The sequence below is a fragment of the Microcoleus sp. MON2_D5 genome (assembly GCF_036701905.1).
Taxonomy (GTDB): Bacteria; Cyanobacteriota; Cyanobacteriia; order Cyanobacteriales; family Microcoleaceae; genus Microcoleus.
Window position 1 is genome coordinate 26,491 of the sequence record NZ_JAUBRM010000033.1, and the last position, 15,569, is coordinate 42,059.

11 protein-coding genes are annotated in these 15,569 nt (G+C 47.3%); 3 read left to right on the forward strand and 8 right to left on the reverse strand.

The annotated features are described in order from the left end of the window. The first annotated feature begins 199 nt into the window (after positions 1-199). The gene (locus QUA47_RS14015) at positions 200-1,345 is read left to right on the forward strand and encodes a precorrin-8X methylmutase (protein ID WP_333431186.1); all 1,146 of its coding nucleotides are present in this window, start codon (positions 200-202) and stop codon (positions 1,343-1,345) included. Positions 1,346-1,675: 330 nt separating this feature from the next. Here QUA47_RS14015 and QUA47_RS14020 read toward each other — a convergent pair whose 3' ends face one another. From QUA47_RS14020 to QUA47_RS14050, 7 genes are all read right to left on the reverse strand, one after another. Beyond that, positions 1,676-2,215, reverse strand: coding sequence for an MgtC/SapB family protein (locus tag QUA47_RS14020; protein ID WP_333431187.1), 540 nt, complete (start codon positions 2,213-2,215; stop codon positions 1,676-1,678). A 269-nt stretch (positions 2,216-2,484) separates the two neighbouring features. Next, a complete protein-coding gene (locus QUA47_RS14025; RefSeq protein ID WP_333431188.1) occupies positions 2,485-4,602 on the reverse strand; it encodes a DNA-binding protein in 2,118 nt (705 codons plus the stop codon). Positions 4,603-5,334: 732 nt separating this feature from the next. Next, positions 5,335-7,101 carry an NACHT C-terminal helical domain 2-containing protein gene (locus QUA47_RS14030; RefSeq protein WP_333431189.1) on the reverse strand — a complete coding sequence of 589 codons (1,767 nt, stop codon included), beginning with the start codon at positions 7,099-7,101 and terminating at the stop codon, positions 5,335-5,337. 353 nt (positions 7,102-7,454) lie between these two features. Then, a complete protein-coding gene (locus QUA47_RS14035; RefSeq protein WP_333431190.1) occupies positions 7,455-8,147 on the reverse strand; it encodes a hypothetical protein in 693 nt (230 codons plus the stop codon). A 151-nt stretch (positions 8,148-8,298) separates the two neighbouring features. Next, positions 8,299-8,970: a hypothetical protein gene (locus QUA47_RS14040; protein ID WP_333431191.1), complete on the reverse strand. Its 672-nt coding sequence runs from the start codon at positions 8,968-8,970 to the stop codon at positions 8,299-8,301. 38 nt (positions 8,971-9,008) lie between these two features. Next, positions 9,009-9,782, reverse strand: coding sequence for a PP2C family serine/threonine-protein phosphatase (locus QUA47_RS14045; protein ID WP_333403773.1), 774 nt, complete (start codon positions 9,780-9,782; stop codon positions 9,009-9,011). A gap of 176 nt (positions 9,783-9,958) precedes the next feature. Further along, entirely contained in the window at positions 9,959-10,621 is a 663-nt protein-coding gene (locus tag QUA47_RS14050; protein ID WP_190737639.1) for a VWA domain-containing protein, read from the reverse strand. Positions 10,622-10,865: 244 nt separating this feature from the next. On the opposite strand from QUA47_RS14050, the gene QUA47_RS14055 reads away from it, so the two are divergent. Together QUA47_RS14055 and QUA47_RS14060 are read left to right on the forward strand one after the other, a co-directional pair. Beyond that, positions 10,866-11,468, forward strand: coding sequence for a Uma2 family endonuclease (locus QUA47_RS14055; RefSeq protein ID WP_333431192.1), 603 nt, complete (start codon positions 10,866-10,868; stop codon positions 11,466-11,468). A 52-nt stretch (positions 11,469-11,520) separates the two neighbouring features. Beyond that, a complete protein-coding gene (locus QUA47_RS14060) occupies positions 11,521-11,775 on the forward strand; it encodes a DUF6737 family protein (RefSeq protein ID WP_333403769.1) in 255 nt (84 codons plus the stop codon). Positions 11,776-12,061: 286 nt separating this feature from the next. Here the strand turns inward: QUA47_RS14060 and carB are convergent, their stop codons facing one another. Next, positions 12,062-15,373, reverse strand: coding sequence for a carbamoyl-phosphate synthase large subunit (carB, locus tag QUA47_RS14065; protein ID WP_333431211.1), 3,312 nt, complete (start codon positions 15,371-15,373; stop codon positions 12,062-12,064). Between the last annotated feature and the right edge of the window lie 196 nt (positions 15,374-15,569).

Below are 15,569 nucleotides of genomic sequence, written 5' to 3' on the forward strand. Positions count from 1 at the left end.
TTTAATCTTTCAGTCGGTTTTAACTGAGATGTTGCACGATTCTCAAGAACAGGCAAGATGCCTGTTCCACAATAAAATTGATCTCTTGTGGGACAGGCATCTTGCCTGTTCCTAAACAAGTAATTGATATTGGTACAAAATGTGAGTTTTAACCGACTTCTGCTATGAGACGGGGAGTTGATTCCCCGGCGGACTCTGGGTGAATTCGAGAACCAAATATACAATTCCAAAATCCAAAAATTTAATGCAAGAATACCTGACAATCAAACAACTTACAGAAGCGGTAAAAGGCACAATTACCCCTCGGATGGTGCGACATTATCACGCTTTGGGGCTGCTATCTCCGGCGGTACGATCGACCTCTAACTATAGATTGTATACCCGCAGCGATGTGCAAAGACTGCAAAGAATAGTCGCACTCAAGCAGCAAGGCTTTCAACTGTCTCACATCCGCAAACTATTAGAAACAGACGCGGATGCTTCGCCTGACGCGCTGATGGCGACTCTGCAACGGCAATATCTGTCGGTTATTCAGCAAATTGTTCGCCTCAGAGAAACGGCTTCGGCGCTGGAAGGATTGCTGGGGCGGGATATTTCCTGTCAAGCGGTGCAAGCCGACGCCCTGGCGCAATTAAGGCTGTTGCAGGCGGAAACTGAGGGGGGGTTGGATGAGTTGGAACAACTTTGGGAGGGTTGGGATGCGGGGGCGCACACTCACCCGGAGGATTTTGGGGAGTCGTTGCAGCATTTATTGCCGGATTTGGCCGATCGCTCGGAAATTGAGGTAGACTTGCTTTCTAAACTGGTGTTAGCCTGCGGTGATTGTTCGCTGCTGCCGTTTGTGAAGTTGAGCAAAACGGCGATTAAATCGGCGCGGGAAGCTTTGAAAAATCAGTGTCAAATTGTGGCTGATGTGCCGCCTGTTTTTGCGGCTTTGGATCGGACAAGATTGGCGCATTTGGGAACAAGTATTGCAACTTTAATTGATGACCCGCACATCAATGCTGCGGCGGAAGCGGAACAGGAATTCTGGCAGCAGCGTGAGTGGTTTGAAAAGTTGTTGAAACTCGAAAAGGGATGTATATTGGTGATAGGATATGCGCCGTCTGTGCTGATGGCCGTTTGCGAGGCGATCGAGAGCGGGCAACTGCAACCGGCTTTGGTAGTTGGTATGCCGATCGGTTTTAGTCATTCTCCGGTGGCAAAACGGCGGTTAGTGCGATCGGGCGTTGCTTATGTTACGACTGTCGGGACTTTTGGCGGCGGGTTGTTGGCGGCGGTTGCTTTGAATGCGTTGGTTGAGTCTTTGATTGAAAAGCCGAATTGTCACTGTCATCTCAAGTAAAAATTGGCTTGAGAAAAGCTTACAACTCACATTTTCCTGTATCGGGATTTGTTTGATAGCGCAATTCTGGCTTGAAACCTAGTTCAAAGAGTATGGCAAAAAGAATTGTTTATATTCTAAGTATTGCTCCGATTTTTCGGGGTTTAAGACAGCAATATCGGACTTACTTACTCAGGCTCCTCTCACCCATAAACAAGATTTGAATTCTATTTTAACCTAAAAATTTCGGAGCTTCAAGCCAGAGCAATTAACCGCAAAAGGTACTCAGCTACTCACCATTGTCTTTGACCGTGGTGAGTATATCTTGTACTTTTTAAAAGGAAAGCTCAGTTATTCTGGCTGCCGATCTTGCACTGAGGCGGCATCTTTGACTCGTGTTTTGGCTTGGCTGTTAGCATAAGCACGAATCAAGGCAGACTTCTTAAGCCGTTTGACGCCACTCAAAACCAAGAGTGCAAACAGCGTTCCTATCAAACTCATCACCCACAAACCGCAGCCTGCCGCTGCACCTAATCCGGCAGCCAACCAAATAGTTGCGGCGGAAGTTAATCCTTTTACTTCAGCTTTACCCACTGGGTATTGAGTTTGTTGCAGAATGATTCCGCCCCCCAGAAAGCCTACCCCTGTGGCAACTCCTTGGATAGTTCGGCTCAAAGCATTGGAAGAGGAAAAGGTGCTGTCGCCATCCATCTGCAAAGGAATCATTACAAATATAGCTGCGCCTAGACTCACAATCATAAAGGTTCTTAAACCTGCTGGTCTACCTGGCTGCTGGCGGTTCATGCCGATCGCGAAGCCTACCAGTAGTGCAGCCGTCAGCCTAAAGGTGACTGTTTGCCAATCGTTGGGGCTGAAAAAGATAGAACTCATTGCCTGTACTCCTACTAGAACTAGCTCTTCACGCGCACGCATTCCCAGGCGTGGCAGGCTGACTCAATCTAACTCCGGTTAGTCGCTAGACTTACTAGGGAATTCAGGTTAAGTTTAAGTTAAGACTAAGTTAAATTCAAGTAGAGGTTCTGTTCGATGTGCGGGCCCGAAACGTCAAGCGCTGGAAATCGCACGCTTTGTTGAGGCGCTTGGGTAATAGCTTGCAGAGAAATATCTGCGATTGCAAATTTACATCGTTGCTTCTTTCTTCACCACTTGCCCAAAGCCCCCCAAACAGTACCCGAAACCACCCCCCAAATCGCCCCCAAACCAGCCCCCACGATCGCCCCCGCCACAGGCCCCAACTCCACCGGCACTCCAGCGCTAACAGCCGGAAACATCGCAGACACCACCGCCCCCAACACAGCGCCCGCCAAAGTCCCCAAAAAACTTCCCCAAATCGCCCCCAAAGACCCACCCTTCAAGCCCGAAGGCTGAAACGAAATCGGCAACTTCGGCGAAAACCCGCAAAAACCCAACAAACCCCCAGAAACCACACCTCCAACAGAACCCACACCAGCCGCCACGATCGCCACACCCAGCAACAAACCCGCAAACTCATTCACCGGCCGCATCTGGACACCGTATTGCTGCCAAACCACCAACCCAGCGCCCAACAAAACACCAGCCAGAGTCCCCACAAACGAGCCCCAGACGGCCCCCAAATACCCTCCGCGCCGGCCCCACACCCTCCCTGCCGGCAGCGCCAGAGGAGGCCGAAAACTCGCCCAAACACAGCCCCAGACGGCACCAACCCCCGCCCCAGCCAAAATCCTCTCCCCGATTCCCGGAGTGCTATTAATCGCGCCAAACACCGCACCGCCGATCGCCGCCAACAAAAAAGCCCCCCAAGCCGCCCCCACCACAACTCCGCCCCACTTCCGCCAAATCTGATTCGGCGCCAAAGTAAAAACGCCCCACATCATCCCAAAAAAACAGCCCCAAATCGTACCAACAAAAATCGCCCCCAAAATAGCGCCGCCGCCCTCAGCTATTACCGAATAAATCCCCCCGATCGCCGCCAAACACAAACTGCCCCAAACACCTCCCCAAGCAGCATCCTGAACAATGCGCTCAAACTTGCCCACGGGAAGCTGAGGCGCAGGAGTCCGACTCCGAGGAGACATCGGCATCGGCAGCAAGGGCACTGCGTACTGGCCGATAGGGCGCGACAGCCCCGTGGAGGGCTGTTGCCGGCGCACTGCCGGCTGCATCACGACGGGCGGCGGTTGGGGCTTTTTACGCTTGGTTTTCGCGGGCTGCAAGTGCAATCCGTTGTTGACTGCTTGCCGCGAAGGAAACGGATCGCGCCCTTTGAGGAGTTTTGCCCGATCGCACCAAGGACACCGACTGAGATGATTTCCGTATTTATGCTGAGTGTTTTTGCTGCAAGTAACCAAAGCATCTTCCGCTTCCCGAATCGCATTCACCCAAGTTTTCGCATCCGGGCGCGCCGAAGGATTGCCGTGCCCTTCCTCAAAACAGCGGATAAACATCTGCCGCAGCCGCGGATGCAGCATCTCAAAAGGAGGCGCAGCCGGCATCGGGCGGTAGGGAATCCGCTTCGTACCTGTAGGGAAATGGCCGGATCGAATTCTCGCTTCCAAAGGCGGTGGTTCATCGCTACCGAGATAAACTCCCGAAAACGGGTGCGTACCTTCCATCAGCAATTGAAAAATTAATACTGCTAAACCGAACAAATCGTGCTCTGGAGCTCGATCGATATCGCGGAAAGTCTGCCCCTGCAACTCCGGCGGCGTAAACTCCGGTTTCCCCACGGGACACCGATAAACGTAACCCGTATAAGGATCGCGGACTTGAAACGAATCCGTGTCTACCAGCGTTACCAACGCCGTATCCGTCACCAGAATGTTCGACTCGTTTACGTCGCCGATGACGTAACCCCTGACGTGGAGGGCATTTACAGCCGAGGCGAGATTTCTGGCGGTACGGTGGAGGTAAAGATAGCTAAATAGAGGTTTTTGTTCGCGCCTCGTTTTGGGAGTGTAAAAAGTGTGTACCGGCATCACTTTGTTGACGCGCGGCATCACAAAACCGACAATTTTTTCTCGCCCGCCCACAGTATGCAGCAAATCGATCGGCCAAGCAATGGAAGCGTGCCCGGGTTCCGCGATCGGCGCATCCGGCGGCATACTGAACATGACTGTGAGTTTGTCGCCGTCTTCGTCTGTCGGTTTGTGGTAGATTTTTGCTACAAGGGACGAGTCTTGGGCGATCGGGTAGATGCGACCTTCACCGCCACTGGCGATCGCGGTTTTGGTGTCGATCGCAATCAGTTGTCCGCTAAATTGGCGCTGCAACTGCATATAATTCCGTTAGGGGATACAGGATTTGGAAGCCATCACTCAATAAATTTGACTTGCCCATTAAATCTTACCAAAATAATTGGGTCTAAAGCCCCGTCCTTATAGGAAGGCTTTAATTGATTGCCGATTTTTGTTTGAATCGTTTAGTTGCGTTAGTATCTATTTTTCAAATTTCCTTGCCTTCTATTTAAGGTAGAGTACAATGACACTTATACCACAGGTAGAATAACCGCCGATACACATGAGACACCAAGCTCAAACGACTGGTCGGAAAACAATAATGGTTAGTGGGTGGCGAAAACCACGAAAAACATAGCTAGGCTGACTAACGTAAGCCAAAACCAGAAAAGTAAATTTTTGGAAGTTAAAACGTACCGTAGGGCATCCGGTAACATGAGAAGTAATTCTCGAACGCTTGGGGAGATAAAACCCTCTGGGACTAACTAAATTAGGCTCGATATTTGGTTCCTTTGAACGGATATTTGGTTTAAGTATTGCCGCAAGGATAGATAGTTTTAAGGTATGTCGCCAGAACCAAGAATCCCCCCGCCTTTAGGCCCGGGAGTGTCAACTTTGTTATGACTTAGGCATCGGTGACGAGAGACCGAGTTTTTCACCAAAAGAGGCGTTGCAGCCCGCAGATTCGGTAAAAAACCCGGTTTCTTGGGTGGAAGTGGGTAAGCCCTGTTGCTGTTGGTGGGATGGGCGTCCCGCCCGTCCGCGCTATCAAAATTAAATATAAACCAGCTTCAAATCCACCGACAATAACAACATTTTATCCTCAATTTTTTGTCTGACGGCAGGTGTCACCTGACAATTATCGCTGTTGAGGCATTCCACCAGCAAGTTGTGGGCATAGTAATACTGTTTCAGCAAAGTTTTCTGTTGGGGGCGAAAGTCTCGATTGTAGCCGATCGCAGTTTTGAATTTTGCCAGCCAACAGCTACCGAACTCTTTGCGCCAGTTTTTCCAGTTTTGCAAATCAGGCATCTCAGTCTGAAATTGTGCCAGCAGTTGTTTAATTTCTGGTTCAATATCCAGCGCCCAAATGCCAACCAAAATACCCGCCACATCATTATTATCAAAAGCCAATTTCAGAGACTCGTTAACATCTGCAAATTCTACATTTTTTCCAGCCTTTGCCAAACAATTCCGAAACTTGCGAACTTTCGATCTATCAAACTTCTGACTCGGATCTAGGACGCGAGTCAAAGCAAAATCGAGGACGCAAACTAAGGCTACATAAAAAGCGCGATTTTCGACTGGTTTAAAATTCCTTTGCACTAACTGAGACTTGTGATTTGCCCAGATTAGCAACTGCTGCAAAGTTTCATCTTTAGCCGCCATACTGTCTAATTTTTGTTGCATCAGCAGCAAAAGTTCGTCAGCCGGTTGCAAAATGCTGACAACTCTCACAAATTCATTTTTCCACTTTTTGTCTGTAATCCGGTTGACCAATTCTGGCAGCGATTCGGGGTTCGCACTGTCAATCAGATATTCTGGTTGAGTGTCGCTTTCCTCTAGCAGTTCGTCAACTGCACTTTTGATAAAGTTATCCACCAACCAGTCGCGGGTACGCGAGAAATTGCTCTCCAACTCTAGGTAATGACTGCCTAATTTTGCCTTAAAGTCTTTGGGAAAAATCTTTTTAGCCACTAACATATTTTTCCAGCGAGTTAGCTGGCTGGCGCTGCGTTCGGGAAAGCGGTTGTACAAATAGTCGATCGCGATCGCCTCTAGAATATCCGCACCCAGAATTTCCCGCCGTTTCAGCTCGTTTTCGGGCCCTATTTGTCGCCGCTGAGTTAAATCCCCCTGCTGGCTAACAATTGGTTCAATCAAGTGCTGAATCAGCCAGTTTCCCCCACGGAAAAACTCCCGTTCAAACTCCAAGTAAATCGCGCCAAACAAAGCCTCAAAAGTCTCCGAAAGCAATCTATTGTACTCGCTTTCGTCTGTTTGTTTCCGATTCCATACCCGCCAACCGAGTTGGTTTAACTTCAAATTTTGTGCAAATTCCGCCAGTTTTTTCGGGTCTGCTAAACGAGCTTTTAAAGTTGAGATCGCATCTGGAGCGAGTTCTGGATATTCGCGGTACAGGTAATCGGTAACAACAGCACCGAAAATCGCTCCGCCTAAGAGTGACAGCCGTTTGTACTTAACGTCTTGCCAAGCGGGAGACTCCTCGGGCCGATCCGAGTAATCGCTGGTATAGTAACGGCAATTCAAGGCGATTTCCAGCAGTTTTGTCTGCTGAAAGCTGGGAATGTCGATCGCTGCTTTGACTGCTTCAATATCTACATTATGTTTAATTCGCTCTAATTCTTCTTCACATTTACCCCACTTTTCCAACCAATCACCGCCCGCATCTTCCACATACAAATCTACAAAATCTACCCCGTAATTCATCCATTCATCCTGCATTATTCTGGCGGCTTCCAATTCTTCCCAGACTTTCTGCAAGTTATTTTCAACTGCGTTCGTACCTTGTACAGTCATAGTATTTGATTTTGATGTAATTTGATTTGATTTCCAACAATTCACGGCGATTAAATCAAATCTCAATTCAATTTAGGCCGAGTTGCTAGTTATTTCACTCTTATTGATTGCTGCGGTAAATCTTCCCGTTGCTTAGCCTTCGTATCCAGCACCTGTTGTCGCCGTCTGGCAGACCCCTCCCGGAACCAGAAAAGGGGAGGAAGAATCTTGCTCCGCCTTCCCTTTTGCGGGAAGCTTTCTGGGGACTAGGCTGTTGGCATTATCGAGAATTGTGCAATATGTGAGTTAGTCAAAATTTCTTTTTCACCGAGTTGGGAGCAGTCGAACTATTCTCAGCAGCATATCTGCGTGATTTACGGGAACTTGAGGTAACGACCTGCGGGCAAATTATCACTATTATATAATGCAATGTTAACTAACTGGTTCAAGAAATTTGCATCATTTTTATCATAACTTAAAAATAATCCTCTGTCAATCCCCCAATCTTGAAGAGTTTGTTGCCAATTCTGATATTTTTGTTCAGAGAATTCATCCGAAAGAGTAGTCACTTGAATGCAGAGGGGCTGCTGTTGGCGGCTGCTAACGATGGAATCGGTTGCCATAGAAAGATCGGCAACATATCGATACAAAACAGTGCCTTGGCGATCGACAATTCGGGCTGCGATCGCACGAATGACGAGATCGTCACCCGGATCGAATTTACCGGCTTTTAGTTTTTGTTTCCAGATGTAAAATTTGCGATCGGTTTCGCTCAGCCATTTAGGAAATAGATAGCTGTACCAATACCTTTCCCCAGGAGTCATTAACTCAAAAGCGGCTTTTTTGTCTATTTCTGAAGGTAGAGATTGAACGGCCAGCCAAACCTGAGAATCTCGGATAAGCTGCAGCAAAAAAGCCATCACAAATTTTTTAGCAGTTAGCGAACCGGGTTTAACATCTTTCACCCAGCGATTGATTTCATCCAATCTTCTCGCCAAACTGGGATCTATTGGATCTGCTGCGCTAATTAGGGAGTTGAGCTTATCCTTAATCTCTTGTGCTTGCAAACGACGACCTACTGTACAAACTAAAGCAGAATTGTTGACACCTCGATTTTATTATAGAACCGCGCCAAATTTTCACCGCTCATTAGACATTTCCAACAATTGTTCTGGGGTAGGTATCCTGACAGCCCTTGACTTGATTTTTAGGAGATGTCTATTGAATAGTTGCTGCCGATGCCCGCAGGCGCAGGTACAATAAAACCAAATAAACATTCATCAACAGTCCGGCTAAAAATCCGAGTACATTAGCCACAAGCTTAGATGCTAGCAAATTTCCCGTCGAACTGATTAATAGGACAATCAACAATATTGGCACGAAAACAACAAAAAGTATCAGAAAATACGATCGAAACACCAGCCACCAGCGCCCTTTAGTTAATTCCCAACTGCTGCTAAGACTGTCGATCACCGAAGAGTTATCAATGACGGTAGCGTACAATGAAAATATTAAGCGATATGATACATAAAGCCCGGGAATTATTAGTGCAATGCAGCCAGCGAACACCAGCAGGAAACACATAATATAAACCCCAATGAGTGGCAGCAATCTTCTGTTTGCTTGATTGAAAGCCTGACCCACAGTTACGTTATTTTTTGTCAAAATTCGGTAAGTGTAGAAAATCATGGCTCCCGACAACAAAGGAAGTGCCACGAACCAGTAGATAATATTGAAGGCAACACCTGCTGAACCTAGCTTGCCCAAACTATTGAGCGCGGCAAATATCAAACTGGGAGAGTTGATTATCAACAGGGGAGCGTATAGAGGCCCCGTAGTAGCAAAGGTTTCTCGCAACAAGCTTCTGGCACTAATTCGTGGAGCTGTCATAACTTTTTATCCGGCTTTTGTAAGTTGATTTGAACAAATCAGACATTACTCGAAAAAGTTGCTAACAATAAAGTTAAGTCATCATCGGTGCGTTCGGAAACGCGGGGCGATCGCAAAAATGACTCTAACTGCTGTTTCGCATCTTCCTCTTCTTTCCACTCGCCAGAAAACCGAAACAAAGGCGCAAAAAACGGCCCGTGCGGCGTGCCTTCCGGGATTTTGAGAGCTAGCATTTGCAAGCCGTCGGAAAAAACTGCCAAGTGCCGCAGTTTTTCCCGCAGTACCTGAAATTGCGCTGTTTCGATCGCATTCGGCGAAATCAAAAAGATAGTTTCGTTGATGTATTCGCCGCAGGGAGGTACAGTCAAGCCGATCGCATTTCCTACACTGTCACCTGCTACCGCCGCACCGTCGCCGATTTGAGCAACTGCGATTAATTCCGGCGTAGCAACAACCGCAATTAAAGTGCAGGCTAAATCTCTCGCAGCCACTTCCCGCACAGCCGCTTCTGCTTCCACCTGCGCCCGCGCGACTTGCAGTGATGCTGTCAAGAATACTTGCCATTCGTCGTCATGTTGAGGCAGCCTTTCCTGTTGCTGGCAAATCGTTTCAACAACCGCTTCCACAGCAATTTTCGCCCCAACTTCTGCGAGTGCTGCAGAGCCCGCGCCGTCGGCAACTGCGGCTACCAAAACACCGTTCGGCAAGAGACGCCAGCAGTGGGCATCTTGACAGGGCTGCGATCTTTTTTCGTGGCTCGTACCTATCACCGATGCCGCTACAACTTGCCAATTGAAGGATGAATTCTGCATTAATAACTCTTTAACTCAAAACTTCGTAAATTCACAACTATGCAAACTCTGGACGGGTTTATTTATCCCTAATTAGGTGGCGATGCACACCACACCTTACTTATTATGTAGGGCTCCATGCACACCGCACCTTAGCGCTTGTCACTTACTAATGACCAATGACTTCCAACTAATAACTAAACAGTTCCCCATCCGGGTGGTGGCAGTGCTACTTGTTCATCAATTTTTGAGTGAGAAACTCTCTGCATACTAGCCGACAGCCAGATGAACATCTCTCTAAAGTCTAATCCTCTCAATTTTACAGGCGTGCGCTCGACAATTTGCGCGAGACGGGGAATATTAGCACCTTCCACTCCGACTGCAAAGAATGCCACGCGCTTGTTAGTTTCTTCCTCTTTAATCCGCTGTGCTGCTATTTCCACCACATCGTCGGATTCGCCTTGAGGTTCGCCGTCGGTAATCATAAATACCCACGGGCGGTAGTAGGTAATGCCGTTGTTGCGGTATTCGGATTTGCGGGCAGCAATGGTGTCTAGCGCTTGCTGAATGCCTGCGCCCATGTGGGTTTGTCCTTGAGCTGTCAGCAGTGGCGTCTCGAACTGGTCGGCGGTCACGAAGTCTTGCACGACTTTGATATGATTGTCAAATGAAATAATCGCGACTTCGACTCGCTTTTTAGCTAGTTCGTCTTTAATTAGGTCATTCCTAAAGATTTCCAGCCCCTCATTCAAGGCATCTATGGGTGCGCCTTGCATGGAGCCGGAGGTGTCCAGCAGGAGGACGCAGGGACAGCGCGGCTCTGGGTTTTCGGCAAATTCTACGGCTTCGTCTAGTCTCATGGTTCGGGGTTGACCTGGGAGTGGCTCGATTTCTAGGTTTGTTACTTTACTGTATCAAGTCAGTAACAAAATTAAGTGCAAATTGCTAGGGCGATCGCATTTTACCATTTACGTGAATCGATTTTAGATTTTTGATTGTATATTTTAGATTTGAGAATTGGATGTCTGCCGTCAAAAAAACAAATTTCTTCCGGTATGTGGTAATATAGACTAATAGTATTACTGCAAAATAAGGATAAATCTTATGATTGCAACAGTCACACAGAAATTAACGTTTGACCAATTCCTTGTAGAATGTCCAGAAGATGGACTCTATGAACTGGTAAATGGAGAAATTGTAGAGATAAATTCTACAAGAAATCATGATGATGTTGCTGATTTTACCTCTGACTCATTTAAAGATCAAATTAAACGGCTAAGTTTAAATTATGTAGTCAAAAATACCGCCGTTATCAGAACTGTAAGTAAAGTCGGCATCGAACAAGGGCGGAGACCGGATGTCAGCGTAATCGAGCCTGATTTGTGGCGATCGAACCGTTCTGCTTATTCTGCCTTACGAGAACCAATTCAACTGGCTGTGGAAGTAACATCAACAAATTGGGAGGACGATTATATAGACAAATTGGACGAATATCGGCGCCTCGGAATTCCTGAGTATTGGATTGTCGATTATTTAGCAATTGGTAGCAGGGAATTTCTGGGAAATCCCAAAATTCCAACTGTATTTGTCCACCTTTTAGATGCAGAGGGCAACTATCAAAGAAGCGCGTTCAAGGGCAGTGAACGAATTGTGTCGCGGACTTTTCCCGAATTAACCCTGACAGCAGAAGAGGTGATGAATGTTTAACTTCGGTTAATCCAGCTAGCCAGACTATTCTCCATAAAAAATAACTGAAAATATGAAATCTCTTTCTGATAAAAAACTTTCCGATCAAAAAGCTATTAGCCCTTGGAGTTACAAACCTTGGTGGTGTCAGCCTTGGTCGATTCTTTTAACTGGTACTAGCCTGATTAGCGGTAGTTGGTTTTTATTAAAAACTGTTTGGATAACTGTTTTAGTCGCGCTTCCTTTATTAGCTTGGATGGGTTTTTTCTTGTTAGTTTGGCCGAGGTTGATGCTGTCTAGCGGAGTTTTGGATTCCGATGCAGATTAGGTTTTGGTGACGCGCACCTTATGTTTAGGATAAGGTGCGCGGTCCTTGGTGTAAACTTAACGTTAAACCCTCTGTCCGGCAGGGGTTTCAACAAGAACCTCCAAGCGAAAGTCCTCGCTATGAGGACTAATGAGTTCTTCAGTCCTCTTTGAGAGGACTTTCGCTATAAGACAGGGAATTCATTCCCTGGCGGAGTGCCGGGTGAGCGAGAGGACTGGCGGACTAAAAGCTTAAGTTGACACTAATAGTGCGCCCTGCACACCCTAAACATAGGGTGTTTCGCAGTCTAGATTTGCGGGTAATAGTCTTGAATTGCTTTTACTTCCATCGGGTGGGATTTGAGCGATCGAATTCCCGCTGCTGTCGCTTTGGCACCGGCTATTGTCGTAATAATCGGAATTTTGTAAGTCAAAGCTGTGCGGCGGATAAAGATTCCGTCGGCTCGGGATTCTTCGCCGGAAGGTGTGGTGATAATTAGTTGAATTTTCTCATTCTTGATCGAATCCAACAAATTCGGCCGCCCTTCGTGCAGTTTTAATTCCAAATCTACCTCTAAACCTTGCTCTCGCAAAACTTTGCGTGTCCCGTGAGTTGCGACTACTCTGAAACCCAATTCTAAGAATTCCTTGACAACGGGTACAACTGCTAGTTTGTCCCGATCGCGCATCGAAACCAGCAGGGTTCCAAACAGCGGCATCATTTGTCCCGCGCCGAGTTGAGCTTTGGCAAAGGCTTTGCCAAAATCGGTGTCAATTCCCATTACTTCGCCGGTCGATCGCATTTCTGGCCCTAACAAGGTATCAGCGCCCGGGAACTTAGCAAAGGGCAATACAGCTTCTTTTACCGAAACATGAGTGGGTATAATCTCTTCAGTAAAACCCAAAGCTTCTAGAGTTTTGCCAGACATGACTCGCGAGGCCATTTTTGCTAAGGGAACTCCGATCGCCTTGGACACAAAAGGTACTGTCCGAGAAGCGCGCGGGTTAGCTTCCAAGATGAAAACTTCTTCCCCTTGAACAGCAAATTGAATATTCATCAACCCGATTACTTTCAGGGATTTTGCTAATTCTACAGTCCAGCGGCGGATTGTTGCCAAAGCTGCATCAGAAAGCGTTTGGTAAGGGATAGAACAAGCAGAGTCGCCGGAGTGGATTCCCGCTTCCTCGATGTGCTCCATAATACCGCCGATCGTCACATTACCCGTAACATCGGCGATCGCATCTACATCAACCTCGATCGCGTTCTCCAAGAACTTATCAATTAAAATCGGATGATCGGGTTCTACTAGCACGGCATAGGTCATGTAACGTTCCAATTCCGTATCGGAATAAACAATTTCCATGGCTCGCCCGCCTAATACGTAACTCGGTCGCACCACTACCGGATAACCGATCCGTTGAGCTACTATTAAAGCATCCTCAAAACTGCGGGCTAAACCGTTAGCAGCTTGCTGAATATCCAATTCCCGCAGAATCTTTTCAAATCGCTCCCTGTCTTCTGCAGTATCAATGGAATCCGGCGAAGTTCCCCAGATTTTTGTTTGTACATCGGGGTGATTTTCCAGAGATTTTTGTAAAGGAACCGCTAATTTCAGCGGCGTTTGGCCGCCAAACTGAATAATTACTCCCTCTGGATTTTCGGCTTCGATGATGTTGAGAACATCTTCTTTTGTTAGCGGTTCAAAATACAGGCGATCGCTCGTATCATAATCCGTCGAAACCGTCTCCGGGTTTGAGTTGACCATAATTGTCTCAAAGCCGTCTTCTCCTAGGGAATAGGAAGCGTGACAGCAGCAGTAATCAAACTCAATTCCCTGACCGATCCGGTTCGGCCCGCCACCTAAAATCATCACTTTTCGTTTGGTGGAAGGCAAAACTTCCGACTCCGGCGCGAGACTGTGGCCTACAGGCGAAACTTTCTTTTCTTCATCGCCCAATTCCCAAATTGCCGCTCCCGCTTCGTAGGTGGAATAATAATACGGTGTAAACGCTTCAAATTCAGCGGCACAGGTATCGACTGTTTTGTAAATCGGAATTACGCCTAACTGTTTGCGGTAAGCGCGGACTTGATCTTCCGATGTTTTGGTGGCGTAAGCAATTTGGCGATCGCTAAATCCCAACTGCTTTACTTCAAACATTGTCTCTTTTGTCAACTGGTCCAACCGCGTTCGTTTCAAGAACTTCTCAGTTTCCAGCAATTCCTGCATTTTATCCAAAAACCAAGGATCGATTCCTGTAAACTCGAAGATATCTTCCACCGACATTCCCATCATCATCGCGTGGCGAACTGTAAAAATGCGATCGGGATTTGGCGTCCGCAATCCGGCGCGAATTTGTTCCAAACTCGGCAACTTTTCCGGTTGGTCGCACCCGAAACCTGCGCGACCTGTTTCCAATCCCCGCAGGGCTTTTTGGAAGGATTCGTTGAAGCTGCGCCCGATCGCCATTACCTCCCCAACAGACTTCATTTGCGTTGTCAGAGTCGGTTCGGAACCAGGGAACTTTTCAAAGGCAAATCGGGGAATCTTCGTCACCACGTAGTCAATTGTCGGCTCAAAAGACGCCGGAGTTTTCTTGGTGATATCGTTGGAAATTTCGTCTAGGCTGTAACCTACCGCTAATTTTGCCGCCATTTTTGCAATAGGGAAACCCGTTGCTTTCGAGGCCAAGGCGGAGGAACGGGAAACCCGAGGATTCATTTCAATAACGATGAAATCTCCGTTGACAGGATTGACGGCAAATTGAATATTGGAACCGCCGGTTTCGACTCCGATTTCGCGGATAATTTTCACCGAAGCATCCCGCAGGCGCTGATATTCTTTGTCTGTAAGAGTTTGCGCCGGGGCGACGGTGATAGAATCGCCGGTGTGGACGCCCATCGGGTCGAGATTCTCGATCGAACAAATAATCACTACATTATCTGCCAAATCCCGCATTACTTCCAGTTCGTACTCTTTCCAACCAATCAAAGATTGTTCGATCAAAATTTGCGATACTGGACTGGCATCAATCCCGCCTTGGGCCATTTCTTCAAACTCTTCTTGGTTGTAAGAAATGCCGCCTCCCGTACCTCCCATGGTAAAAGCAGGACGAATAATTAACGGATAACTGCCGATTTGGTGACCAATTGCTTTGGCTTCGTCGAGAGTGTTGGCAATTCCAGAAGGGCAAACGGCGACCCCAATTCGCGCCATCGCTTCCTTAAATAATAGCCGATCTTCTGCCATTTCAATTGCTGGCAACTTAGCACCAATCAACTCGACGTTGTATTTTTCTAAAACGCCATTTTTAGCGACGGCTACTGCTAAATTTAGCGCCGTTTGACCGCCCATTGTCGGTAAAATTGCTTGAGGTCTTTCTTTAGCAATGATTTGTTCGAGGATGGCCGGCGTTAGAGGTTCGATGTAAATGCGATCTGCAGTTTCCGGATCGGTCATAATCGTTGCAGGGTTGGAATTGACCAACACTACTTCAAAACCTTCTTCTCGCAAAGCTTTGCAAGCTTGTGTTCCTGAATAGTCAAATTCGCACGCTTGACCGATAACAATTGGGCCGGAACCAATGAGAAGAATCTTTTTTAAGTCTTGACGACGGGGCATAGGTTCGTAATTAGTAATTGGACAAGGTGGAGGATTAATTTGATATTTTGCCTCAGTCTTAGAAACAGGCTTTCTGAGCTGTTCCCCCCAAAGCTTACTCAAAATAGTGCAAGTTTTGTTGTTAATTTGAAATTGTGCACCATTCTCAGCATTTTGGAAGCAGAACCTCGCAACTCCGGCTGACAGACACCCCCAG